Source organism: Kitasatospora sp. NPDC038210 (genome assembly GCF_055600605.1).
The window spans coordinates 145,302-169,686 of the sequence record NZ_JBVJYK010000003.1; the positions used below are offsets into that span (position 1 = coordinate 145,302).

20 protein-coding genes are annotated in these 24,385 nt (G+C 72.0%); 4 read left to right on the forward strand and 16 right to left on the reverse strand.

The features are described 5' to 3' along the window. Positions 1–195: 195 nt before the first annotated feature. The gene (locus ACZ7KX_RS07100; protein WP_470325681.1) at positions 196–972 is read left to right on the forward strand and encodes a TetR/AcrR family transcriptional regulator; all 777 of its coding nucleotides are present in this window, start codon (positions 196–198) and stop codon (positions 970–972) included. 7 nt (positions 973–979) lie between these two features. On the opposite strand, the gene ACZ7KX_RS07105 is transcribed toward ACZ7KX_RS07100, so the two are convergent. Further along, on the reverse strand, positions 980–2,014 hold the full coding sequence (locus ACZ7KX_RS07105) for a M23 family metallopeptidase (protein ID WP_470325682.1): 1,035 nt from the start codon (positions 2,012–2,014) through the stop codon (positions 980–982). A gap of 375 nt (positions 2,015–2,389) precedes the next feature. Here ACZ7KX_RS07105 and ACZ7KX_RS07110 point away from each other — a divergent pair, with 375 nt between their 5' ends. After that, entirely contained in the window at positions 2,390–3,577 is a 1,188-nt protein-coding gene (locus ACZ7KX_RS07110) for a threonine aldolase family protein (RefSeq protein ID WP_470325683.1), read from the forward strand. A 139-nt stretch (positions 3,578–3,716) separates the two neighbouring features. Here the strand turns inward: ACZ7KX_RS07110 and ACZ7KX_RS07115 are convergent, their stop codons facing one another. From ACZ7KX_RS07115 to ACZ7KX_RS07185, 15 genes are all read right to left on the reverse strand, one after another. Further along, positions 3,717–6,062, reverse strand: coding sequence for an immune inhibitor A domain-containing protein (locus ACZ7KX_RS07115; RefSeq protein ID WP_470325684.1), 2,346 nt, complete (start codon positions 6,060–6,062; stop codon positions 3,717–3,719). Between the two features lie 342 nt (positions 6,063–6,404). Continuing rightward, positions 6,405–8,924, reverse strand: a complete 2,520-nt coding sequence (locus ACZ7KX_RS07120; RefSeq protein WP_387618510.1) for an ATP-dependent Clp protease ATP-binding subunit — start codon at positions 8,922–8,924, stop codon at positions 6,405–6,407. 673 nt (positions 8,925–9,597) lie between these two features. Next, on the reverse strand, positions 9,598–9,948 hold the full coding sequence (locus ACZ7KX_RS07125; RefSeq protein ID WP_350521645.1) for a histone-like nucleoid-structuring protein Lsr2: 351 nt from the start codon (positions 9,946–9,948) through the stop codon (positions 9,598–9,600). Positions 9,949–10,039: 91 nt separating this feature from the next. Beyond that, on the reverse strand, positions 10,040–10,576 hold the full coding sequence (locus ACZ7KX_RS07130) for an amino-acid N-acetyltransferase (protein WP_350521644.1): 537 nt from the start codon (positions 10,574–10,576) through the stop codon (positions 10,040–10,042). A gap of 9 nt (positions 10,577–10,585) precedes the next feature. Continuing rightward, positions 10,586–11,056 carry a BlaI/MecI/CopY family transcriptional regulator gene (locus tag ACZ7KX_RS07135; RefSeq protein ID WP_470325685.1) on the reverse strand — a complete coding sequence of 157 codons (471 nt, stop codon included), beginning with the start codon at positions 11,054–11,056 and terminating at the stop codon, positions 10,586–10,588. Positions 11,057–11,360: 304 nt separating this feature from the next. Continuing rightward, complete coding sequence (gene lysX / locus ACZ7KX_RS07140; RefSeq protein ID WP_402804309.1) at positions 11,361–12,917, reverse strand: bifunctional lysylphosphatidylglycerol synthetase/lysine--tRNA ligase LysX; 1,557 nt, start codon at positions 12,915–12,917, stop codon at positions 11,361–11,363. A 95-nt stretch (positions 12,918–13,012) separates the two neighbouring features. After that, positions 13,013–13,762: a hypothetical protein gene (locus tag ACZ7KX_RS07145; protein WP_396548945.1), complete on the reverse strand. Its 750-nt coding sequence runs from the start codon at positions 13,760–13,762 to the stop codon at positions 13,013–13,015. A 354-nt stretch (positions 13,763–14,116) separates the two neighbouring features. After that, positions 14,117–14,902 (reverse strand): type III pantothenate kinase, encoded by a 786-nt coding sequence (locus ACZ7KX_RS07150; RefSeq protein ID WP_350521640.1) that lies wholly within the window; start codon positions 14,900–14,902, stop codon positions 14,117–14,119. 47 nt (positions 14,903–14,949) lie between these two features. Beyond that, positions 14,950–15,918 carry a carboxylating nicotinate-nucleotide diphosphorylase gene (nadC, locus tag ACZ7KX_RS07155; protein ID WP_470325686.1) on the reverse strand — a complete coding sequence of 323 codons (969 nt, stop codon included), beginning with the start codon at positions 15,916–15,918 and terminating at the stop codon, positions 14,950–14,952. Positions 15,919–15,922: 4 nt separating this feature from the next. Further along, complete coding sequence (locus ACZ7KX_RS07160; protein WP_470325687.1) at positions 15,923–17,596, reverse strand: L-aspartate oxidase; 1,674 nt, start codon at positions 17,594–17,596, stop codon at positions 15,923–15,925. A 3-nt stretch (positions 17,597–17,599) separates the two neighbouring features. Next, positions 17,600–18,061 carry an aspartate 1-decarboxylase gene (gene panD / locus ACZ7KX_RS07165; RefSeq protein WP_350521637.1) on the reverse strand — a complete coding sequence of 154 codons (462 nt, stop codon included), beginning with the start codon at positions 18,059–18,061 and terminating at the stop codon, positions 17,600–17,602. A gap of 53 nt (positions 18,062–18,114) precedes the next feature. Then, positions 18,115–19,020 carry a pantoate--beta-alanine ligase gene (gene panC, locus ACZ7KX_RS07170; RefSeq protein ID WP_396548948.1) on the reverse strand — a complete coding sequence of 302 codons (906 nt, stop codon included), beginning with the start codon at positions 19,018–19,020 and terminating at the stop codon, positions 18,115–18,117. Next, entirely contained in the window at positions 19,020–19,949 is a 930-nt protein-coding gene (locus ACZ7KX_RS07175; RefSeq protein WP_350521737.1) for a Rossmann-like and DUF2520 domain-containing protein, read from the reverse strand. The genes panC and ACZ7KX_RS07175 overlap by 1 nt, the downstream gene beginning before the upstream one ends. A 150-nt stretch (positions 19,950–20,099) precedes the next feature. Further along, the gene (locus ACZ7KX_RS07180) at positions 20,100–20,789 is read right to left on the reverse strand and encodes a response regulator transcription factor (protein WP_350521635.1); all 690 of its coding nucleotides are present in this window, start codon (positions 20,787–20,789) and stop codon (positions 20,100–20,102) included. Positions 20,790–20,817: 28 nt separating this feature from the next. Then, the gene (locus tag ACZ7KX_RS07185) at positions 20,818–22,050 is read right to left on the reverse strand and encodes a sensor histidine kinase (RefSeq protein WP_470325688.1); all 1,233 of its coding nucleotides are present in this window, start codon (positions 22,048–22,050) and stop codon (positions 20,818–20,820) included. 129 nt (positions 22,051–22,179) lie between these two features. Here ACZ7KX_RS07185 and ACZ7KX_RS07190 point away from each other — a divergent pair, with 129 nt between their 5' ends. Further along, on the forward strand, positions 22,180–23,172 hold the full coding sequence (locus ACZ7KX_RS07190; RefSeq protein WP_350521633.1) for an SAM-dependent methyltransferase: 993 nt from the start codon (positions 22,180–22,182) through the stop codon (positions 23,170–23,172). 37 nt (positions 23,173–23,209) lie between these two features. Then, the gene (locus ACZ7KX_RS07195) at positions 23,210–24,379 is read left to right on the forward strand and encodes an NADH-quinone oxidoreductase subunit D (RefSeq protein ID WP_470325689.1); all 1,170 of its coding nucleotides are present in this window, start codon (positions 23,210–23,212) and stop codon (positions 24,377–24,379) included. Positions 24,380–24,385 lie beyond the last annotated feature (6 nt).

Genomic DNA, 24,385 nt, shown 5'->3' on the forward strand with positions numbered 1-24,385 from the left:
GACGCGCATCCGCGCCGCTCGGCGGCTACTTACTTGACGCCCGGCTAGTTTCTTGTAACGTCGGCACGGTAGGTTGTTCCCTAGCCGGTCGTCAAGCCAGTTTCCGAACCGGCCACCTGGGCAGGGAGAATGTGCCCGGGGCGGACGCCACCCCGGGGATCCGCAGAAGTCACCGACGCAGTCATGAGGCAGGCCATGGGCACTCCGCACAGCCCCCGCAGCGACACCCGGGCTCGCATCATCGAGGTGTCGCTGGAGCTCTTCTCCGAGCAGGGGTACGAGCAGACCTCACTGCGCGAGATCGCCGACCGCCTGGGTGTGACCAAGGCCGCGCTCTACTACCACTTCAAGACCAAGGACGACATCGTCCTGGGAATCGTCGAGCGGATGGCCGCGCCGATCGACGAGACCATCGAGTGGGGTCGCAAGCAGTCCTGGAGTCCGGAGATGCGCGACGAGCTGATCCGCCGCTTCGCGGACGGGATGGCCGAGCGGGCCCCGCTGCTGCGCTTCTTCCACGAGAACCAGCCCGCACTGCGCGAGTCGCCGGCCGGGCTGGCCTTCCGCGACCGCATGATCACCATGATGCAGCTGGTGCACGGGCCGAACGCGGACTTCCCGGACCGGCTGCGGGCGGCGATGGCGCTGTTCACCGTCCACTCGTCGCTGTTCCTGCTCAAGCAGGACACCGCGGACTGCGGTCACGCCGAGAACGTCTGGGGCGAGCCGCTGGACACGGCGGCCACGCTGGACGAGGCGATCCGGGCGGCCCGGGAGATCGCGCTGGAGATCGGCGGCCGGATCAGCCACCCCGCACCGCCCGCGCCCGCCCCGGCCCCGCCCGCACCGCCTGCCCCGGCCCCGCCGGCGCCGCCCGCACCACCTGCCCCGGCCCCGCCGGCGCCGCCCGCACCGCCCGCCCCGGCTCCGGCCCCGCCGGCACCGCCCGCGTCCGCCCCCGTCGGCCCGTGAGGGACGGTCAGAAGTTCGTGACGCCGTGCCCCGAGAGGTACGCGACCGGGTTGACCACCGCGCCGTAGCGGTTGCTGGTGCGGATCTCGAAGTGCAGGTGCGGTCCGGTCGAGTTGCCGGTGCTCCCCGAGAGCCCGATCCGCTGGCCGGCCGACACGTGCTGGCCGGCCGAGACCGCGACCGAGGACATGTGCGCGTACTGCGCGAAGTGCCCGTCCGCGAGCCGCAGCACGACCTCCCTGCCGTACGCGCCGTCCCAACCGGCCGACACCACGGTCGCGTTGCCGACCGCCAGCAGCGGTGTGCCCGGGGAGACCGCGAAGTCCACCCCGGTGTGGTAACCGGCCGCGTACTCGCGGTTGGCCACCCCGTACGGATTGCTGGTCGGCGCGTTCGGCACCGGCGCCGACCACTCGGGGGCGGGGGCGGGCGCCGGGGCCGGTTCGGGCGCCGGCGCGGCGGCCGGCTCGGGCTGCGCGGCCGGGGCGGGCGGATCGGCGGGCAGCAGGTTGGCTGCCACCGCCACGGACTGCTGGGCCGAGGGACCGTCCCCGGGCAGCTTGTACGCACTGGGCCCGGCCACCTGGACCAGTCCCGGTGCGGGCACCGCCGCCTGCGGCGCAGTGAAGGCCGAGCTGCCCGGCGTGGTGGGCCGCACGGTCTGGGCCGAGGCGCTGCCCGGCGCGGCGACCAGCAGCACTCCGGCCAGCAGCGCCGCGGCCGCTCCGACCGAGGCCAGCGCGTGGTCGTGCTCGGCCCGCTGACGGCTGCCCGGCAGGGTGGTGTGCCGGGGCGTGGCGAGCGTGCGCAGCGGCGCGACATGGACCCGGACGGCGTTGTCGATTCGGGGCTGCCAGGTCGCGCGCAGCGGCGTGACGCGGGTGCGGACGGCGTTGTCGATTCGGGGCTGCCAGGTCGCGCGCAGCGGTGTGACGCGGGTGCGGACGGCGTGGCCGAGCCGGGGCTGCCAGGCCGCCGCCTGGGCCGCCGTACGGGCGGCGAGCCGGCGCAGGGTCGGCCCCACGGGCGGGACGGTGGACATCGGTGGCCGTACCTCACGGGTCGAGACGGGGCAGCACGACGGGGCCCGTCCGGGGCGCGTGCTGAGCGGGGGACCACACAGGTCTAACCGGCACCGGGCGCACTCCCAAACGGTGTGACGTACTACCGCGGCTAGTCGGTGCGGCGCCGGATTCCCGAACCGGCGGGGCGGCGATCACGGGGTCCGGTCGCCCACGACCGGACCCGGGCGGCTCGTCGGTCCGCCCGGCCCCGCTACTACCGCCGGTCGTACCGGGGCGAGGGCCTGTGACCAGTACCACCCGCGGCCGGGGTTTGACGGGCGCGAACCGCCTCCGTCCGAACCGCTTGCGTCCGCACCGATGACCGGTCGGGCCCGCTGCGGGACCATCGACCCATGTATGGCAACAGGAGCGAAGACCCCGACGCCGGTGACCGCCCGAGCCCGGCGGACCGCCGCTTCGCCGCCCTGCGCGGCTGCGAGCGCATCCTGTCCGGCGTCCGGCCGCGGACCATCCGTGAACGCCTCGCGGACCTGGCCGATCCGCCTCCGGACGGGAAGGGAGCCGCCCCCGATCTGGACGACCGGCCGGACCAGTACGGCGACGGCGTGGTCCGGGCCCTGGAGCTGCGGGTCGCCGGGCTGCTCGGCACCGAGGACGCGGCCTTCTTCCCGACCGGCACGATGGCCCAGCAGGTCGCCCTGCGGATCCACGCCGAGGCCGCCGGGCTGCGCACCGTCGCCACCCACCCGCTGGCCCACACCGACCGGCACGAGCGGCACGCGCTGGGCGTCCTCACCGGCCTGCGCAGCCTCTGGCCGACCGTCGCGCCGCGCCAGCCCACCGCCGAGGAGGTGCGCGCCCTGGACGAGCCGTACGCCGCGCTGAGCCTGGAACTGCCGCTGCGCGACGCCGGGTTCGTGCTGCCCGACTGGGAGCGGCTGCGGGCGCTGGCCGCGGTGGTGCGGGAGGAGCACGGCGCGGCACTGCACCTGGACGGTGCACGGATCTGGGAGTCCGCGGTCGCGCTCGGCCGCCCGCTGCCGGAGGTCGCCGCCCTGGCCGACTCGGTCTACGTCTCCTTCTACAAGACGCTCGGCGGGATCAGCGGTGCCGCGCTGGCCGGTTCGGCGGGCTTCGTGCGCACCGCCGGGGCCTGGCGCCACCGCTACGGCGGGCAGCTCTTCCAGCAGTGGCCGTTCGCGCTGGCCGCGCTGGCCGGTCTGGAGCGCGAACTTCCGCTGCTGGAGGGGTACGTGGCGCACGCCCGGACGGTCGCCGAGGCGCTGGCCCGGGCCTTCGCCGCCGTCCCCGGTGCCCGGGTGCACCCGGCCCCGCCGCACACCCACCAGTTCCGGCTCTGGCTGCCGTACCCGGCCGAGGAGTTGGAGGAGGTCTCGCTGGCGCAGGCCGAGGAGACCGGGATCGGGCTGTTCGGCGCCTGGCGCGAACGCGAGCTGCCGGGCCTGGCGATGACCGAGGTCACGGTCGCCTCGCCCGCCCTCGACTGGACCGGTGCCGACGTCGAGGTGGCGGCCGCGGCCTTCCTGGACCGGCTGCGGACCCGCGTCGGCCGCCCCTGACCAGGCGCCGGCCCCGAGGGGCTGCCGGCCCGGAGGGAGACCGGGCAAAGCGTCCGGCCCGCCCCCGCACGGTGCGGGGACGGGCCGGACGTGGTTCCGTCAGAGCTGCCTGGTCACAGGCCGATCGCTACGGGCTCGATCAGTTGTCGACCGGGCGGACCCGGATCCAGGTCTCCAGGTAGTTCGAGGACTCGTTCTCGACCTCGATGCTGGTGCCGGTCTTCGGAACGTCAACACCGCTGTACGGGTTGTCCTTCGACCACCAGGACTTCAGGTCGGAGAACTCGTCGACGCCCTTGGCCTTCGGGATGACGGTCTCGACGCCGGCCTTGTGCAGGGTCAGCGCCGGGACGCGGCGCGAACCGAAGGTGGAGTCGGAGCCCTGCATGCGCGGACGCATCAGGGTGCCGTCCGACCACTTCATCGGCGCCGGGTGCGAGTCGACCGGCAGGACCAGGCCGTGGCCCGGGTGGGCGCTGACGTTGTTGTCGGTCTGCGACTCGTCCCAGTACCAGATCAGCAGGCCGGGCTGGTACGCGTAGTGCTCGACCCAGTTCGGCTTGTCGGCGAAGCCGAAGTTGTACGGGCCGGTCTTCAGCGTCTGGTCGAACGACACGTACTGCTTGTTCTCCGCGATGTAGTACTGCGCGTAGTCCTTGGTGTACGAGCCGCCGAAGCGGGTGAAGCCGGTGGCGGACCAGCCGTTGACACCGTTCTCCACGTCGTCGCTGAACACGGTGGCGCCGTCGGCGGTCACCGAGACGTTGTCCACCGCGAAGCCCTTGTAGTGCAGGCCGCCGTCGGTGGTGTTGTGGTAGCGGAACTGGATCTTCTGGCCGGCGTAGGCGTCCAGGTTGAAGGACAGGTCGCCCCAGGTGGCGGCGAGGCCGTTGACGGCCGGGCGGCCGTTCTCCTTCGGGAGCGCGGCGCCGTTCCACGTGCCGTCCACGACGGTCCAGGTCTTGCCACCGTCGGTGGAGACCTCGCCGAAGGCGTAGTCGAAGTCCGGCTCCAGCTCGTACCAGGCCTTGGCGTTGATGCTGGCCTTGGTCTTGCCGGTCAGGTCGATGTCACGGGTGAGCGTGACGTTCAGGTTGTCGGCGCTGCCGCTCCACCACTCGTTGCCGCCCGCGAACGGCTTGTTGATGTCGGTGGTGATGCTCTTCTTCGGCAGGTCGACGAGGAGCGCCTGCGGCAGGTTGGTGTTGTACTCGACCGGGCCGATGTGGTGCGTCGACTCGGTGCCCGCCTTGGCGCGGTCGACCTTCAGCCAGCCGAGCTGGTACTTGCTCCAGGCGTCGAGGTCGTTCGGCATGTCGCCGATGCTGTCCTTGCCCTCGCCGAGCCAGGAACCGGAGGACATCAGCGACCAGAAGCCGACCGAGTTGTCGATGCCCTTGCCGGCGGTGTCGTAGAGGTCCGGCAGACCGAGGTCGTGGCCGTACTCGTGGGCGAAGACGCCGAGGCCGCCGTTCTCCGGCTGCATCGTGTAGTCGCCGATCCAGAGGCCGGAGTTGCCGACCTGCACGCCACCGAGCTTGTTGCCCTCGGGGCCGGCCTGGCCCGTCAGGTTGCCGTAGACGTAGGAGCGGTGCGCCCACAGGGCCTTGGTGCCCTGCTTGCCGCCGCCGGCCGACTTGTCCTCACCGGCGTGCACGATCTGGAAGTGATCGATGTACCCGTCGGGCTGGTTGAAGTTGCCGTCGTGGTGCGAGCCGTAGCGGTCCCACTGGTCGTACTGGGCCAGCGTCGCCTTGATCTGGGCGTCGGTCTGACCCTTCGCCAGCTGGTCCTTGTACCAGATGTCCACGGCGTCGCGGATCAGGTCCTGGGCGCTGGCGCAGACGTTGGAGCCGCAGTAGTCGGAGCCGTACCGGGCCTCGTTCCACGGGACGCGGACCCAGTCCGAGACCACACCGTCGACCGAGTAGCGGCCCGAGGACTGCTTCTCGTAGAAGGTCTTCAGCGAGGGCTTGTCCTTGCTGAAGTAGAGGTCCTGGTAGTGCGCCTGGTTGTAGTCGGCCTGCCAGGCGGTCGAGTTGTTGGTGGCGCGGTCCGGAGCAGCGATCTCGTTGTGCTTCGGGCCGGGCTCACCGCCGTACTTGACCTTGCCGTCGGCGGTCTTGGTGGTGTTGTCGACCTGGTCGCCGAAGTCGACGAGGATCGTGAAGATCTTGTCCGTGCGCTCACGGGCGAGCTCGACGTACTTGTCCTTGCCGAGCTTCACGCTGGTGCTGCCGTTGTGCTGCTCGACCTGGGCCGTGCCGTTGAGCAGCTGCTCGGTGGCGGCCTTGTGCTCGGCCTCCTCCTTGGCGGTCAGCGGACCCGGGATGTTGTGCTCGGTGTTCTGGACGGCCTCGGCCGGGTCCTTCGGCACGGGGGCCGAGCCGGCCGCGACGGCGGTGCTCGGGAACAGGCCCGCGCCGAGCGTGACTATGACCGCTGCGGCCGTCGCGGCTGCAGCGGTTCTCCTGGTGTTCTTCAACGTTGTGACGTCCTCCCCGACCGGGGCCAGCTCTTGGCCAAAGCCCGGCAAACCAAAATGAAAGACAGGTGGACGTCATTTGATACAAGCGTGCATAAAAAAGATAGACCTTGACCGTGACATGGTCACGGCGCTATGCTCCGCGACTTCCCATCAGCTGACCGTCTGTCAACCGTATGTTCGTTAAACCTGCCTGAGAAATCGACCGCACCCGTACCAACCAGCCCGGAAGCCACCCGTCCGGGTCCGCGGCGGCAGGCGCTCCGACGGGGCGGAACGCACCGAGCCCCCGGCGTGAACGCCGGGGGCTCGGTTGCTGTGAAGTTGTCTGTTAAAAGTTGGCTACTTCGTCAGGTCCGGACCGGACGAGGCGACCGCGGCCGGGGTGTCCGCGACGGCCGACTTCTCCTCGCCGCGGAAGGTGAACTTGGCGTCCTTGCCCTCGCCGTCGACGTCGACGACGACGATGTGACCGGCCCGCAGCTCACCGAAGAGGATCTTCTCGGAGAGGTGGTCCTCGATCTCGCGCTGGATGGTGCGGCGCAGCGGACGGGCACCCAGGATCGGGTCGTAGCCGCGCTTGGCCAGCAGCTTCTTGGCCTCGACGCTGAGCTCCAGGCCCATGTCCTTGTCCTTGAGCCGCTCGTCCACCTTGGCGATCATGAGGTCGACGATCTGGATGATGTCGTCCTCGGACAGCTGGTGGAACACCACGATGTCGTCGACACGGTTCAGGAACTCGGGGCGGAAGTGCTGCTTGAGCTCCTCGCCGACCTTCGCCTTCATCCGCTCGTACCCGGTCTGGGTGTCACCCGTGGCCGCGAAGCCCAGGTTGAAGCCCTTGGAGATGTCCCGGGTGCCGAGGTTGGTCGTCATGATGATGACGGTGTTCTTGAAGTCGACCACGCGGCCCTGGGAGTCGGTCAGGCGACCGTCCTCCAGGATCTGCAGCAGCGAGTTGAAGATGTCCGGGTGGGCCTTCTCGACCTCGTCGAAGAGGACGACCGAGAACGGCTTGCGGCGGACCTTCTCCGTCAGCTGGCCGCCCTCCTCGTAGCCCACGTAGCCGGGCGGGGAGCCGAACAGCCGGGAGACGGTGTGCTTCTCGGAGAACTCGGACATGTCGAGCGCGATCAGCGCGTCCTCGTCGCCGAAGAGGAACTCGGCGAGCGTCTTGGACAGCTCGGTCTTACCGACACCGGACGGGCCGGCGAAGATGAACGAACCGCCGGGGCGCTTCGGGTCCTTGAGGCCCGCACGGGTGCGCCGGATGGCCTGGGAGAGCGCCTTGATGGCGTCCTTCTGGCCGATGACGCGCTTGTGCAGCTCGTCCTCCATGCGCAGCAGGCGGGAGGTCTCCTCCTCGGTCAGCTTGAAGACCGGGATGCCGGTGGCGGTGGCCAGGACCTCGGCGATGAGCTCCTCGTTGACCTCCGCGACGACGTCCATGTCGCCGGCCTTCCACTCCTTCTCGCGCTTGGCCTTGGCCTGCAGGAGCTGCTTCTCGTCGTCGCGCAGGGACGCGGCCTTCTCGAAGTCCTGCGCGTCGATCGCGCTCTCCTTCTCGCGGCGCACGTCGGCGATCTTCTCGTCGAACTCGCGCAGGTCCGGCGGCGCGGTCATCCGGCGGATGCGCATCCGGGAGCCGGCCTCGTCGATCAGGTCGATCGCCTTGTCCGGCAGGAAGCGGTCCGAGATGTACCGGTCGGCCAGGGTGGCGGCGGCGACCAGGGCGGCGTCCGTGATGGAGACCCGGTGGTGGGCCTCGTAGCGGTCGCGCAGACCCTTCAGGATCTCGATGGTGTGCGGCAGCGACGGCTCCGCGACCTGGATCGGCTGGAAGCGGCGCTCCAGCGCGGCGTCCTTCTCCAGGTGCTTGCGGTACTCGTCCAGGGTGGTGGCACCGATGGTCTGCAGCTCGCCGCGGGCCAGCATCGGCTTGAGGATGCTGGCGGCGTCGATGGCGCCCTCGGCGGCGCCCGCGCCGACCAGGGTGTGCAGCTCGTCGATGAACAGGATGATGTCGCCGCGGGTGCGGATCTCCTTGAGTACCTTCTTCAGGCGCTCCTCGAAGTCACCGCGGTAGCGCGAGCCGGCCACCAGGGCGCCCAGGTCCAGCGTGTAGAGCTGCTTGTCCTTGAGCGTCTCCGGGACCTCGCCCTTGACGATCGCCTGCGCCAGGCCCTCGACCACGGCGGTCTTGCCGACGCCGGGCTCACCGATCAGCACCGGGTTGTTCTTGGTGCGGCGGGACAGCACCTGCATGACCCGCTCGATCTCCTTCTCGCGCCCGATGACCGGGTCGAGCTTGGCCTCGCGGGCGGCCTGGGTGAGGTTGCGGCCGAACTGGTCCAGGACCAGCGAGGTCGACGGGGTGCCCTCGGCGGGCCCGCCGGCCGTGGCCGACTCCTTGCCACCGCTGGTCTGGTAGCCGGAGAGCAGCTGGATGACCTGCTGGCGCACCCGGTTGAGGTCGGCACCCAGCTTGACCAGGACCTGGGCGGCGACGCCCTCGCCCTCGCGGATCAGGCCGAGCAGGATGTGCTCGGTGCCGATGTAGTTGTGGCCGAGCTGCAGGGCCTCCCGCAGCGACAGCTCCAGGACCTTCTTCGCCCGGGGCGTGAAGGGAATGTGACCGGACGGGGCCTGCTGGCCCTGGCCGATGATCTCCTCGACCTGCTGGCGAACGGCCTCAAGAGAAATCCCGAGGCTCTCCAGGGCCTTGGCGGCGACGCCCTCGCCCTCGTGGATCAGACCCAGGAGGATGTGCTCGGTGCCGATGTAGTTGTGGTTGAGCATCCGGGCTTCTTCCTGAGCCAGGACGACAACCCGCCGCGCGCGGTCGGTGAACCTCTCGAACATCGTTTATCGCTCCTCAGAGCGGTCGGGCAGTTCGGGGTCCGTCCCCGCCCTGTCCTTCCGCATGCTAGTCCCGCTCAGCGGCGCGGCCCACGGATTCACTCCCCGGTAGAGGAGCGAGATGCTGCGCGACCAGCCGACACCAATCCCAACCTGATGCTGGGAAACGGTGTTCCCACTGGTGGGCCGGATGCACCGGAATCCGCTACGCCATCGGCGAACAAGCGCCGCCGGGGCGCGCCCGGACCCTCTCCGACCGGTCGCGCATACTGCCCCTGGACGGGTCCGAGAACCCGTCCACCTGCATTCATACCCGGTATCGGGGCGGTTCTCGCGCAGTTTCCGCGGTGGCGGTGTTCGCCTGGCGAGAAGTCGGGCCGCGGTGACGGTGGTTCAACGGCGGCCCGGATGGTCGGTACGCCATCCCGGTGGTGCCCGCGTTACCGCTTCGCCCCTACAGCGTTGCACAGCTCGTGATTGTTCCGCCGCCCGAGCCCGCACCCCGGACGCCTCCCGGCGCCGGTGGCGCCGTGGCCGTCCGGGCACGCGCCGCGGTCGTCCGGGCACGCGCCGCGGGGCGCGGAGGAGACTCCTCCGCGCCCCGCGCGTGTGTCGTCGGTGCCGTGCGCGGCAGCCGGGGCCCCGCATCCGCTCCGGCGTGCCGGCGGCGCCGGGGTCAGGACGCGTTGGCCTTGTCGTAGGCCTCGCGGACCGTGCTCGGCACGCGGCCGCGGTCGTTGACGTCCATGCCCTGCTCCTTGGCCCACGCGCGGACCTTCGCGGTGTCCGGAGCGCTGCCGGAGGGGCGCTGGGCGGCGCCGCGGCCCGGGCGGCGGGCGCCGGCGAGCCGGCCGCTCTGCTTGCGGCCCTTCTCCACGTACGGCGCCAGCAGGCCGCGGAGCTTGTCCGCGTTGGCGCTCTTCAGGTCGATCTCGTAGGCAACGCCGTCGAGCGCGAACGTCACCGTCTCGTCCGCCGAACCACCGTCGAGATCGTCTTCAAGAATGACCTGCACCCTCTGTGCCACGGGCTTCCCTTTCCGCTAAACGACCCATTGCCTAAGGAAAGGAAAGCGCTTTTCTCCGGAAAACACAAACCCTTGACCCGGGCGGAGCCGGTCAGAGGTGCAGCAGCATGCGCGAGTTGCCCAGTGTGTTGGGCTTCACGCGCTCCAGGTCGAGGAACTCGGCGACGCCTTCATCGTACGAGCGGAGGAGTTCTTCATAGACATCCGTAGCGATCGCCGCCGGGTCTGTCGTACCATCATCGGTTTCCTGGACCTCCCCGATCTCGACGAAACCGTGTTTCGCGAAGAACGGGACCTCGAACGTCAAGCAGAAAATCCGACGGACGCCGAGCCAGCGGGCCGTCTGCACCAGCTTCTCCAGCAGCAGGTGCCCGATGCCGAAGCCCCGGCAGACCGGATCGACCGCGAGCGTCCTGACCTCGGCGAGGTCCTCCCACATCACGTGCAGCGCGCCGCAGGCCACCACCGCGCCGTTGTCGTCGCGTTCCGCGACCCAGAACTCCTGGACGGATTCGAACAGTGTGACCGTGGGCTTGTCCAGCAGAATGCCGTCGCGCGAGTAGGCGTCGATGAGCCTGCGTACTGCCCGCACGTCCGTGGTCCGTGCGCGGCGGATGGTGACCTCCATGGCGGGACGTTATCGCGTCGCCCCGGGTGCGGTCCCACCGGTATCCGGTCCGCCGGTATCCGCCTCGCCGGTATCCGGGCCGTCCGCCGGTGCGGAATCCGCCCCCGGCGGATCGGGCGGGAACAGAGCGGCGACCCGCAACGCGTCCCGCAGTGCCTCGCGTTGCTCGGGCGACATCAGGCCGAAGAAGTGCACCAGGGCGGCCGCCGGATTGTCACTGGTGGCCCAGGCGTCGTTCATCAGGGCCGCCGTGTACGCCTCACGCGAGGAGACCGGTTCATATCGATAGGCCCGGCCGGCCCGCTCGCGGCGCAGCCAGCCCTTTCTGTGGAGCTTGTCCAGGACGGTCATCACCGTGGTGTACGCGATTTCGCGTTCCGACTGCAGATCCAGGAGAACCTCGCGAACCGTCACCGGTCGGTTCCACTGCCACACCCGGGTCATGATGGCGTTCTCAAGTTCGCCGAGTTGCCGGACCATAGTGCGGCCAGGATAGGGAGTGAATGGGGCAAATCTTGTGAAGTGCGCCAAACCGGCGCGCCGCCACCCCCGGGATTCGGGAATGGCGGCGCGCCGGTCGTTCGGGGCGGCTGACGGCGTCAGTCGCGGGTCCGCCCGCAGGTCGTCGGGGGCCCGGGGACGGCCCGGACCCCCGGGGGATCAGTCGAAGTCCTCCTTGGCCTTCCGGCTCCCGCCCTGGCTGCGGATGATGGCCCGCACCAGGAACCCGAAGCCGATCGCCATGACCAGCGGCGGCACGATCGCGCTGACGTAGTCCATCAGGTCACTCCTCCTCGGTCTTCTCCGCCGTCGCGGCGGAAGCCTTCGGCTCCGGCTTGACCAGCGGGAAGAGCACGGTCTCCCGGATGTTCTTGCCGGTCAGCAGCATGATCAGGCGGTCCACGCCGAGGCCGAGGCCACCGGTCGGGGGCATCGCGTACTCCAGCGCGCGCAGGAAGTCCTCGTCCACCTGCATCGCCTCGACGTCGCCGCCGGCCGCCAGCAGGGACTGGGCGGTGAGGCGGGCGCGCTGCTCGACCGGGTCGACCAGCTCCGAGTAGGCGGTGCCGATCTCGGTGCCGAAGATCACCAGGTCCCACTTCTCGGCCACGCCCGGGATCGAGCGGTGCTCGCGGGTCAGGGGGGAGACCTCGGTCGGGTAGTCCTTGATGAAGGTCGGCCGGACGGCGTTCTCCTCCAGCAGGCGCTCGACCATCTCCAGCACGATCTGACCGTGGCCCCAGTCCTTCTCGAACGGGATGCCGTGCTCGGCGGCCAGCTTGCGCAGCTCCTCGACGGTGGTCTGCGGGGTGACCTCGACGCCCAGGTGCGCGGAGATGCCCGGGTAGACGCTGACCTCCTCCCACGGCTCGGCCAGGTCGATCTCGTGCTCGACGCCGTGCGCGTCCACGCCCTTGATCACCGTGGTGCCCAGCGCGTCCCGGGCCGCGTTGACGATCGTCGCGCGGATCAGCTCGGCCTGGGTGTCGTAGTCGCCGTAGGCCTCGTACGACTCCAGCGAGGTGAACTCCGGGTTGTGGGTGGAGTCCGCGCCCTCGTTGCGGAAGTTGCGGTTGATCTCGAAGACCTTCTCGGCGCCGCCGACCACCAGCCGCTTGAGGTACAGCTCGGGGGCGATGCGCATGTAGAGGTCGATGTCGTACGCGTTGATGTGCGTCTTGAACGGACGCGCGTTGGCGCCGCCGTGCACCGGCTGCAGCATCGGGGTCTCGACCTCGATGTAGCCGCGGTCTTCGTAGGTGCGGCGGATCGAGCGGACCACGCGGCTGCGCAGGTGCAGGATCTCGCGGGCCTCGGGGTTGACGATCAGGTCCACGTAGCGCTGGCGGACCCGGGCCTCCGGGTCGGTCAGGCCCTTGTGCTTGTCCGGCAGCGGGCGCAGGCACTTGGCGGTGAGCTCCCAGCGGTCCACCATCACGGACAGCTCGCCGCGCTTGGAGGTGATCACCTCGCCCTCGACGCCGACCTGGTCGCCGAGGTCGATGTCGGACTTCCAGGCCGCCAGCCGCTCCGCGCCCAGCTTGTCCAGGGAGAACATCACCTGGAGGTCGCCGGTGCCGTCGCGCAGGGTGGCGAAGCACAGCTTGCCGCCGGTGCGGGAGAGGATCACCCGGCCGGTGATGCCGGCGCGCTCGCCGGTGGCGGTGTCCGGCTCCAGGTCCGGGTGCTTGGCACGGAGGTCCGCGATGGTGCTGGTGCGGGGGAATCCGACCGGGTACGGGTCGACACCGGCCGCCCGGAGCCGGTCCAGCTTCTCGCGCCGGACGCGCATCTGCTCGGGAAGGTCGTCGGTCGCGGGAACAAGGCTCTGATCGCTCACCCCACAAGGGTAGCCAGCCGTACACCGTGCTCCGCGACCGGATTACGCGTGAGGGGAGACCGCGGCGGCGGTCTCCCCTCACGGGCCGGTGCGGCTCAGCCGGTGCCGGTGGCGAGCTCGATCTCCTCGGGGGCCTCCTCGGCGGGCGGGGCGGGCCTGGCCGGGGGCTTGGGGCGGCGGCCGAAGAGCTCGGCGGGGGTGGGCATCCGGTGGGGGCGGGGCGGGGTCTTCGCGGCGGCGGGCTCGGCGGGCTGCTCCGGGCGGGAGTCGGTGCTGCTCATGGTGGTCCGTCCTCCTACAGGGGTGGGGTGACTGCTCGGGGGTGCGGCGGGGCTCGGTACGGCCACCAGGTGGCGCGGCTGGCCGGTGGCGAGGGCGAGGCGTTCGCGGACGGCGGCCTCGGCCAGCGCGTGGCAACGCCCGGCCAGCCGCGAGCGGCGCGAGCGCTCGCCGTGGCCGCAGGGCTGACGGGTCAGCCCGCGCAGTGCGGTGAGGTCCTCGGGGCCGGGCAGGTAGCCGTCGGACACCGCCTCCTCCAGCCGTTCCAGGTACCCGGGCGCGCTGCCGGGCAGGGCGGAGCGGTAGCGGCCGAGGTCGGCGAGCAGGAAGGCGCGCAGCCGGCCGCCCTCCTGGACGGCCTCGTCGATCGCCTCGGTCAGGCGCAGCGCGTCCTGGACGTCCTCCGCCCAGAGTTCGGCGCCCGGCCCGGCGAGTGCGGGCCGGTCGGGCACCTGGAGGTGGACGGGAACGGCGGGGTGCAGGGCTTGGGCGAGGGCGCGGCGCAGCACGCGGACTTCGTCGGCGCTGAAGGCCATGCCGCCGCGCGATCCGTGTGGCGTAGGCATGGACTGACACTACGTGAGGAATATCCGATTTGTCGGTAACGTCGCGCCGAAGTCCGCACGATCGGCCCGTTGGGAGAACCCTTCGCCAGGCCTGTAACACTGCCCGGTGCACACCTGGTCATCCAAGTGACGGGGGAGTGCGAGGAGGGGGCGGTCGGGGATGGAACCGGAACCGGACGGTCGGCGGGAGGCGCCGCGCAGTCGGCGGCGGGCCGAGGACATCCGGGAGTTCGCGGCCGCCCGTACCCGCCCGCTCCACCGGTCGGCCTGCCTGCTCACCGGCGGGGGCACCCACCTCGCCGAGGACCTGGTGCAGGAGGCGCTCGGGCGGATCGACCGCCCGCTGAGCGCCGCTCAGCTCGGCCGGTTGCGCTCGTACACCAGGCGCAGGCCGATGAGGGTCAGCCAGGGCTCGTGGACGTCGATGGTGGTGGCCTCGCCGAGGACGAGGGTGGCGAGGCCGCCGGTGGCGATCACCTGGACGTCGTCCGGGTCCTTGGCGAGTTCGCGGGCCATCCGCTCGACCAGGCCGTCGACCTGCCCGGCGAAGCCGTAGAGGATGCCCGACTGCATGCCCTCGACGGTGTTCTTGCCGATCACGTTGCGCGGCCGTGCCAGCTCGATCTTGCGCAGCTGGGCGCCGCGGACGCCGAGCGCCTCGACGGAGATCTCGATGCCGGGGGCGATCGCGCCGCCGACGTAGTCGCCGCGGGCGTTGACGGCGTCGAAGGTGGTCGCGGTGCCGAAGTCGACCACGATGCACGGGCCGCCGTACAGGTGGTTGGCGGCCAGCGCGTTGACGATCCGGTCGGCGCCGACCTCCTTGGGGTTGTCCATCAGGACGTGGACGCCCGTCTTCACGCCGGGCTCCACGATCACCGCGGGGACGTCGCCGTAGTAGCGGCGGGTCACCTCGCGGAGCTCGTGGAGCACGGCGGGGACGGAGGAGCAGATCGCCAGACCCTCCACCGAGGCCTCCCGGACCGCGGTGTGGTTGCCCATCAACCCCTGCAGCAGCACCGCCAGTTCATCGGCCGTGCGGCGCGGATCGGTGGAGATCCGCCAGTGTTCCACCACTTCCTCGCCGTCGAACAGGCCGAGCGTGGTCTGGGTGTTGCCGACGTCGATGGTGAGGAGCACGGGGACGCTTTCTGCGAGTCGGGACGGGTCTGCTCTGCTCCTGACGGTCAGGCGCGCAGGTCCAGGCCGATGTCCAGGATCGGTGAGGAGTGGGTCAGCGCGCCCACGGCCAGGTAGTCGACACCAGTCTGGGCGACCTCGCGCGCGCTGGCCAGGGTCAGTCCGCCGGAGGCCTCCAGCTTCGCCCGGCCGGCCACCAGCGCGACGGCCTCCTTCAGCTGCTCGACGGTGAAGTTGTCCAGCAGGATCAGGTCCGCGCCGGCCTCCAGGACGGGCTGGATCTGCGCCAGCTCGTCCACCTCGACCTCGACCGGAAGCTCCGGGTACGCGGCCCGGACGGCCCGGAAGGCCTCGGCCACGCCGCCCGCGGCGACCACGTGGTTGTCCTTCACCAGGGCCGCGTCCGAGAGCGCCATCCGGTGGTTGGCGCCGCCGCCGCAGCGCACCGCGAACTTCTCCAGCGCGCGCAGGCCCGGGGTGGTCTTGCGGGTGTCCCGGACGACCGCGCCGGTGCCCTCCAGGGCGTCCGCCCAGGCCCGGGTCGCGGTGGCGATGCCGGACAGGTGGCAGAGCAGGTTGAGCGCGCTGCGCTCGGCGGTCAGCAGGTCGCGGGTGCGCGAGCGCACCGACAGCAGCACCTGGCCGGCCTCCACCCGGTCGCCGTCCTGGACGTGCCGCTCGACCTCGAACTCCTCCTCGCAGATCAGCGAGACGACCGCCTCGGCGATCCGCAGGCCGGCCACCACGCCGGCCTCGCGGGCGGTGAAGTCGGCGGTGGCGACCGCGTCGGCGGGCACGGTGGCCACCGAGGTGACGTCCTCGCCGCCGGCCAGATCCTCGGCCAGCGCCAGGGTGGCGACGTCCTCGACCTCGATCGGGTCCAGTCCGGCCTCCTCCAGCAGCTCGGCCAGCTGCGGGTCCAGGCCGGTCTCGTAGCCCTCGCCGTCCCCGCAGGCGCAGCCGTCGCCGCAGCCGCCCTGGTCGGCCAGGGGGAGTTCCTCGTGCGCGTGGGTCATGGTTCTACTGCTCCTCGGGGGTGCTGACGGGGTCGCCGGAGGCGGCGAGGGTGGTGATCAGGTGGCGTCGCCAGTGGGCGTCGTCACGCTCGGGGAAGTCCTCGCGCCAGTGGCCGCCGCGGGTCTCCTCGCGCTGCGCGGCCGCCGCCACCAGGGCGGTGGCGACCAGCAGGAGGTTGGCGGCCTCCCAGGTCTCCACCCGGGGGTCGGCCGGCTTCTCCTCGGCCACGTGGGACCGGGCCTGCTCGGCGAGCAGGGCCAGCCCGGCGGCGGCGTCGGCCAGCGAGGCGGCCGAGCGCAGCACGCCCGCGCCGCGCGACATCAGCCGCTGGATCTCGGCGCGCGACTCGGAGGCCGGCAGCGGCACGGCCTTGGCGGCCTGCGCGGCGGCGACGTCCACGGTGCGCTCGGGCAGTTCGCCGGCCGCGTGGCGCTCGGCCAGGTCGGCGGCGATCCGCTCGGCGAAGACCAGGCCCTCCAGCAGGGAGTTGGAGGCCAGCCGGTTGGCGCCGTGCACGCCGGTGCAGGCGACCTCGCCGCAGGCGTACAGGCCGGGGACGGAGGTGCGGCCGTGCCGGTCGGTGCGGACGCCGCCGGCGGCGTGGTGAGAGGCCGGGGCGATCGGGATCGGCTCGGTGACCGGGTCGATGCCGTGGGAGCGGCAGGAGGCCAGGATGGTGGGGAAGCGGTGCTCCCACATCTCGGCCCCGAAGTGCCGCCCGTCCAGGTACATGTGGTCGGCGCCCTTCTCCTGCATGCGCCGGGTGATCGCCTTGGCGACGATGTCGCGCGGGGCGAGTTCGGCCAGCTCGTGCTGCCCGACCATGAAGCGCACGCCGTCGGCGTCCACCAGGTGGGCGCCCTCGCCGCGCACGGCCTCGGAGACCAGCGGCTGCTGGCCTGCGGCGTCCGCGCCGAGCCAGAGCACGGTCGGGTGGAACTGGACGAACTCCAGGTCGGCGGCGGCGGCGCCGGCCCGCAGGGCCAGGGCCACGCCGTCGCCGGTGGAGACGGCCGGGTTGGTGGTGGCGGAGAAGACCTGGCCCAGGCCTCCGGTGGCGAGCACCACCGCGCGGGCCCGGACGGCGCCGACGCCGTCGCGCTGGCCCTCGCCCATCACGTGCAGGGTCAGCCCGGCGGTGTGGCCCGCGGCGTCGGTCAGCAGGTCGAGGACGAGGGCGTGCTCGATCAGTTCGAGGTCGGGGTCGCTGCGGACGGCGGCGACCAGGGCGCGGGAGACCTCCGCGCCGGTGGCGTCCCCGCCCGCGTGCACGATCCGGTGGCGGTGGTGGCCGCCCTCGCGCGTGAGCAGGATCTCGCCGGCCTCGTCGCGGTCGAAGGCCGCGCCGACCGCGATCAGCCGGCGGACGGCGTCCGGGCCTTCGGTGACCAGGGTGCGGACGGCCTCCTCGTCGCAGACGCCGGCACCGGCGACCAGGGTGTCGTCCAGGTGCTGCTCGGGGGTGTCGCCCTCGCCCAGGGCCGCGGCTATGCCGCCCTGGGCCCAGCGGGTCGAGCCCTCGTCCAGGACCGCCTTGGTGACCACCATGGCCCGCAGGCCGGCCTTGCGGACGTTGAGGGCGACGGTGAGGCCGGCGATGCCGGACCCGACCACGACCACGTCGGTGGTGGCGGTCCAGCCCGGGGCCGGGGCGGTGAGGCGGTGGGTGACGGACATGACTCAGCGGCTCCTTCGGCGCGTGGCCGCGGTGGCCGCGCCGTCCTCGTCACGGTACGCCGCGTCCCCGCGGAGCAGTCCGCTGCCCTCCGGGGCTTCCGCGGGGTCCCCGCCCAGGCCGGTGATCCGGTTCTGCTCGTCCACGAAGACGATCTTCGGCTCGTAGCCCTTGGCCTCGGCCGTGTCCATCTGCCCGTAGGCGATGAGTATGACCAGGTCGCCGGGGTGGACCAGACGGGCGGCGGCGCCGTTGATGCCGATCACGCCGGAGCCGCGCGGGCCGGCGATGGTGTACGTCTCCAGCCGGGCGCCGTTGTCGATGTCGACGATGTGGACCAGCTCGCCGGGGAGCAGGTCGGCGGCGTCGAGCAGGTCCTCGTCCACCGTGACGGAGCCGACGTAGTGCAGGTCGGCCTGGGTCACGGTGGCCCGGTGGATCTTGGACTTGAGCATGGTGCGGAGCATTGCGGGTCACGCCTCCTGTGAGTGCATGCCTGAGGGGGTCGGAACTGCCGGGACTACCGGACGATGATGCGAACGTTGTCGATCAGGCGGGTCTCGCCCACCTTCGCGGCGACGGCCAGCACCGCCTCGCCCTGGAAGTCGTCCGCCGCCTCCGAGAAGTCGTGCGGGTCGATCAGGGCGAGGTAGTCGAGGGTGACGCCCTCGGCGCCGTCCAGGACGGCCGAGGCGGCCTCGCGCACGGCCTTCGGGCCCTGCGCGGCGACGTCCCGGCCGGCGAACAGGGCCCGGGACAGGGCCAGCGCGCGGGTGCGCTCCTCCTCCGAGAGGTAGCGGTTGCGCGAGGACAGCGCCAGGCCGTCCTCCTCGCGGACGGTCGGCACGCCGACGATCTCGACGTCGAAGTCGAGGTCGGCGACCATCCGCTGGATGAGCGCCAGCTGCTGGGCGTCCTTCTCGCCGAAGAGCGCGAAGTCCGGGTCGGTGATGTGCAGCAGCTTGGCGACCACGGTCAGCACGCCGTCGAAGTGCCCGGGGCGGGTGGCGCCCTCGAAGCGCTCGCCCATCGGGCCGGCCACCAGGCGCACCTGCGGCTCGCCGTTCGGGTAGACCTCCTCGACGGACGGTGCGAAGACGACGTCGGCGCCGTTCTCCTCGGCCAGCTTCACGTCGGCGTCGAGGGTGCGCGGGTAGCGGTCCAGGTCCTCGCCCGCGCCGAACTGCAGCGGGTTGACGAAGACCGTCACCGCGACCCGGCCGTCCCGGCCGACCTGCTTGCGGGCGGCCCGGATCAGCGCGGCGTGGCCCTCGTGCAGCGCGCCCATGGTCATCACCACGGCGTTGTCCACCGGCTGCTCGTCCGGCCAGAACGCGGCCTCGAAGTCGTCCACGGTGCGGGTGACGACGGCCCGGTGGACCTTCGGCGTCCGCTGGGGCTTGTTCGGCTGCTTGCCGCGTGCCATTAGCGCGTCTCCTCGTTCAGTACGTCCAGCAGCGCCGCCGCCGACGTTTCGTCGATCGTTCCGTTGGCGAGCGCCCGCTGTGCGGTGGCGCGGGCCATCGCGCGGTAGGCCGCCGGGATGTCGGGGGACACCGTACTGAGCTGCGCCAGGTGGCGCCGCACGGTGCCCGCGTCGCCCCGGGCGACCGGGCCGGTGAGGGCCGCGTCGCCGGAGCGCAGGCTGTTGTCCAGGGCGGCGCCCAGCAGCGGGCCGAGCATCCGGCCCGGCTCGGCCACGCCGGCCGTGCGCAGCAGCTCGATCGCCTGGGCGACCAGGGTGACCAGGTGGTTCGCGCCGTGCGCGAGGGCGGTGTGGTAGAGCGGGCGGACCTCCTCGGGCACCCACTCGGGCTCGCCGCCCATCTCCACCACCAGCGCCTCGGCGACCGGCCGCAGCTCCTCGGGGGCGGTCACGCCGAAGGGGCAGCCGGCCAGCCGGTCCAGGTCGACCGAGGTGCCGGTGAAGGTCATCGCCGGGTGCAGGGCCAGCGGCAGCGCCCCGGCCCGGGTGGCGGGCTCCAGGACGGCCACGCCGTGCGCGCCGGAGGTGTGCACGACCAGCTGGCCGGGGCGCACGGCGCCGGTGGCGGCCAGCCCGGCCACCAGGTCGGCCAGCGCGTCGTCCGGGACGGTCAGCAGGACCAGGTCGGCGGCGGCCAGCACCTGCGGCGGGGTGACGATCCGCACGCCGGGCAGCAGCGCCTCGGCGCGGCGGCGCGAGGTGGCGGACACCCCCGACGCGGCGACCACGGTGTGCCCGGCGAGCTGCAGTGCGGCGCCCAGCGCGGGGCCGACCCGGCCGGTGCCGACCACGCCGACGGCGAGCCGGGCCGGGCGGTTGCCGGGATCACCGGGATCTCCGAAGGCGGGGTCGCCGAGGCCGTCGGCGATCGGGGCGAACTCGCCGGAACCGGCGAAGTCGGACGGATCCACGCATCCACCCTTGTCCTGAATGACCGTTCCGGTCCACTGGTCGGGTACCGGACGTACCGCCCCAGTCTACGGTCGGCGCCGAGGAGCCAGGGAGGCTCGGTCGGTGGCTCAGTCGGTGGCCCCGGCCCGGATCAGCCCGGCCTCGTACGCCAGCACCACGGCCTGGACCCGGTCGCGCAGGCCGAGCTTGGCCAGGATCCGGCCGACGTGGGTCTTCACGGTCGCCTCGGAGAGCACCAGCCGGGCCGCGATCTCACCGTTCGACAGGCCCTGGGCGACCAGCAGGAACACCTCTCGCTCGCGCTCGGTCAGCGGGCCGAGGACGTTCGAGCCGGGGGCGCTCTGCGGGGTGGGCAGCACCTCGGCGAAGCGGTCGATCATCCGGCGGGTGGTGGTCGGGGCCACCACTGCGTCCCCGCCGTGCACCGCGCGGATCGCGGCCACCAGCTCGGTCGGCGGGACGTCCTTGAGCAGGAAGCCGCTGGCGCCGGCCTTGAGCGCGGCGAAGGCGTACTCGTCCAGGTCGAAGGTGGTGAGGATGAGCACGTGCGGGGCGCCCGGCAGCGGGCTGCCGTCCTCGGCCAGGCAGATCCGGCGGGTCGCCTGCACGCCGTCCAGGCGCGGCATCCGGACGTCCATCAGGATCACGTCCACCTTGGTGTGCCGCAGCAGCTCCACGGCCTGCGCGCCGTCACCCGCCTCGGCGGCGATCTCGATGTCGCCCTGCGACTGCAGGATCATCCGGAACCCGGTGCGCAGCAGTTCCTGGTCGTCGACGAGCATCACGCGGATGGTCAAGGTGGCTCCTAGAAAGTGGGGCGGAGGATCAGTGTGCGGCCTTCAGCGGCAGGACGGCGCGGATCCGGAAACCACCGCCGGGACGGGGGCCCACGTCGAGCCGGCCGCTGACCATGCCGACCCGCTCGCGCATGCCGATCAGGCCGTGGCCGAGGCCGTCCGCACCGCCGGAGGCCAGCTGTTCGTCGGTGCTGCCGCGGCCGTCGTCCTCCACCAGCACGGCCAGCTCGCGCTCGCCGAAGTCGACCGCGACCCGGGCGTGCACATCGGGGCCGCCGTGCTTGCGGACGTTGGTGAGCGCCTCCTGCACGATCCGGTAGACCGTCAGCTCGACCCCGCGCGGCAGCTCGCGCGGGTGCCCGGAGGTCGCGTAGTCCACCTGCAGCCCGGCTGTGCGGACCTGCTCCAGCAGCTCCGGCAGTTCCTCCACGCCGGGCTGCGGCACGTACTCCTCGGCGGTGGTGTCGGAGGTGCGCAGCACGCCCAGCAGGCGGCGCATCTCGACCAGCGCCTGACGGCCGGTCGAGGCGATCGTGCCGAGCGCCTCCTTCGCCTGCTGCGGGGAGTTGTCGAGGACGTACGCGGCGCCGTCGGCCTGGACGATCATGACGGAGACGTTGTGCGCGACCACGTCGTGCAGCTCGCGGGCGATCCGGGCCCGCTCGGCGGCCACCGCCACCTTGGCCTGGGCGTCCCGCTCGCGCTCCAGCCGGGCGGCGCGGTCCTCCAGCTCGGTCAGGTAGGCGCGGCGCACCCTCGTCAGCCGGCCCCACGCCCAGCACAGGATGAACGGCGTGCTCATCAGCAGCATGATCAGTGCCGCCTCGCCGAGGCCGTACGAGCGGCTGACGTAGTGGCCGGCGCTCTCGCGGACCGTCTTCACCGGGTGCATCTGCCAGAACACCAGCGGCCCGGCGGCCAGCCCGGCGGTCAGCGCCAGCCGGGACGTCCACTTCTGGCCGAAGGCGGCGCCGGTGTAGGCGAAGACCAGGTAGGCGATCGAGGACCCGCCCGGCTCGACGTCGGCGAGCACCTGGCTGACGCCCAGGCCGGCGGCCGCGGCCACCGTGACGTCCGGGTAGCGGCGCCGGAAGACCATCAGCGCGGGCAGCACCAGCGCGACCAGGACGTCCGCGCCGAAGCGCCAGCCGTCGTCGGGGATGTTGTCGTTCGGCACCAGGCCGATGAAGAGCACCATCGCCGCCCAGGCGGAGTCGACCACCATGGGGTGACGGCGGAGCCAGGCGTTGAGTCGATGCACGTGTCCAGCGTAGGCAGTCGCTCAGTGTGTCCAGGTCCGCCGGTAGGGCGATCCGTCCTACTCCGTAGGTCGGAGAAGCACCCGCTCCGATTGGGAGGGTCCACGAACCGCCGGGTAGCGTCCCGCCCCATGACTTGGATGCGGTGGGCGCCCGCCATGGAACAGGCCCTGTACGACCCCGAGCGGGGCTTCTACCGCAGGCCGGAGGGCCCCGCCGGGCACTTCCGCACCTCGGTGCACGCCTCGCCCGGGTTCGCCCGTGCGGTGGCCCGGCTGCTCCTTGAGGTTGACGCGGCCCTCGGTCGTCCGGAGGAGCTGGCCTTCGTGGACGTGGGGGCCGGGCGGGGGGAACTGCTGACCGGCGTGCTGGCCGAGCTGCCTGCCGGGGTGCTGGCGCGGCTGCGCCCGTACGGCGTGGAGATCGCGCGGCGCCCGGACGGACTTCCGTCCACAGCCCTGTGGACGGACGAGCTGCCGCAGGGCGTGACCGGGCTGCTGTTCGCCAACGAGTGGCTGGACAACGTGCCGCTGGACGCCGGCGAGGTGGACGAGGACGGGGTGCTGCGTTACGTCGAGGTGGACACCGCGACCGGCGCGGTGCGACCGGGCGCCGAGGTGTCGGAGGCGGACTCGGCCTGGGCCGAGCGCTGGTGGCCGGTCGCGGAGCCCGGGGAGGTGGTCGAGTTCGGCGGATCCCGGGACGCCGCCTGGGCGCGGGCCGTCGCCGGGCTGGAGCGCGGCCTGGCCGTCGCGGTCGACTACGGGCACACGGCGGGGCGGCGGCCGCCCTTCGGCACCTTCACCGGCTTCCGGGACGGCAGGGAGGTCGCCCCGGTGCCGGACGGCTCCTGCGACGTCACTGCGCACGTGGCCCTGGACGCCGTCGCCGCGCCCGCCCTCCACAGCCTGTGGACGACGCAGCGCGAGGCCCTGCGCGCGCTCGGCGTGAGCGGCGGCCGCCCGCCGCTCGCCCTCGCCTCCACCGACCCCGCGGGCTACCTGCGGGCGCTGAGCCGGGCGGGAGAGGCGGCCGAGCTGACCGACCCGAACGGGCTGGGCGGGTTCGGATGGCTGCTCCAGGCCGTCGGCATGTCGCCCCTTGAGATCTTCGAGGGGCACTGATCCGGGAGCCCCCGCCGGGATGGCAGACTCTGGGGACATGAGGGAGACCACGGTCGGCATCGGGGCGGGAGCCGAGAACTTCACCGGCGAGGCGGGCACCACCGACATGGTGCTCAACATCGGCCCGCAGCACCCGGCCACGCACGGCGTGCTGCGGCTGCGCCTGCTGCTGGACGGCGAGCGCATCGTCACCGCCGAGCCGGTGATCGGCTACATGCACCGGGGCGCGGAGAAGCTGTTCGAGGCCCGCGACTACCGGCAGATCATCATGCTGGCCAACCGGCACGACTGGCTCTCCGCCTTCTCCAACGAACTCGGCGTCGTCCTCGGCGTCGAGCGGATGCTCGGCATGGAGGTCCCCGAGCGGGCGGTGTGGATCCGCACCCTGCTCGCCGAGCTCAACCGGGTGCTCAACCACCTGATGTTCCTCGGCTCCTACCCGCTGGAGCTGGGCGGGATCACCCCGATCTTCCACGCCTTCCACGGCCGTGAGGACCTCCAGCACGTGCTGGAGGAGGCCTCCGGCGGCCGGATGCACTACATGTTCAACCGGGTCGGCGGTCTCAAGGAGGACCTCCCGGCCGGCTGGCTCGGCCGGGTCCGCACCGCCGTCGCGACCGTCCGCTCGCAGATGCCCGTCTTCGAGGAGCTCGTCCTCGGCAACGAGATCTTCCGCGCCCGCACCGCCGGCGTCGGCGTCCTCACCCGGGCGCAGGCCCAGGCGTACGGCGTCAGCGGCCCGATCGCCCGCGCCAGCGGCCTCGACCTGGACCTGCGCCGCGACGAGCCCTACCTCGCGTACGGCTCCGAGGAGCTGCGGCAGGTGCTCACCGTGGTCACCCGCGAGGAGGGCGACTGCCTGGCGCGCTTCGAGTGCCTGCTGGAGCAGACCCTCAACTCGCTCGACCTCGCCGACGCCTGCCTCGACAAGCTCGCCGCCCTGCCCGCCGGGCCGGTCAACCAGCGGCTGCCCAAGGTGCTCAAGGCGCCCGAGGGCAGCACCTACGCGTGGACCGAGAACCCGCTCGGGATCAACGGCTACTACCTGGTCTCGCGCGGCGACAAGACGCCGTGGCGGCTCAAGCTGCGCTCGGCGTCCTTCAACAACATCCAGGCGCTGGGCGAGCTGCTGCCGGGGACGCTGGTCGCGGACATGGTGGCGATCCTGGGGTCGATGTTCTTCGTGGTCGGCGACATCGACAAGTAGGTCGGT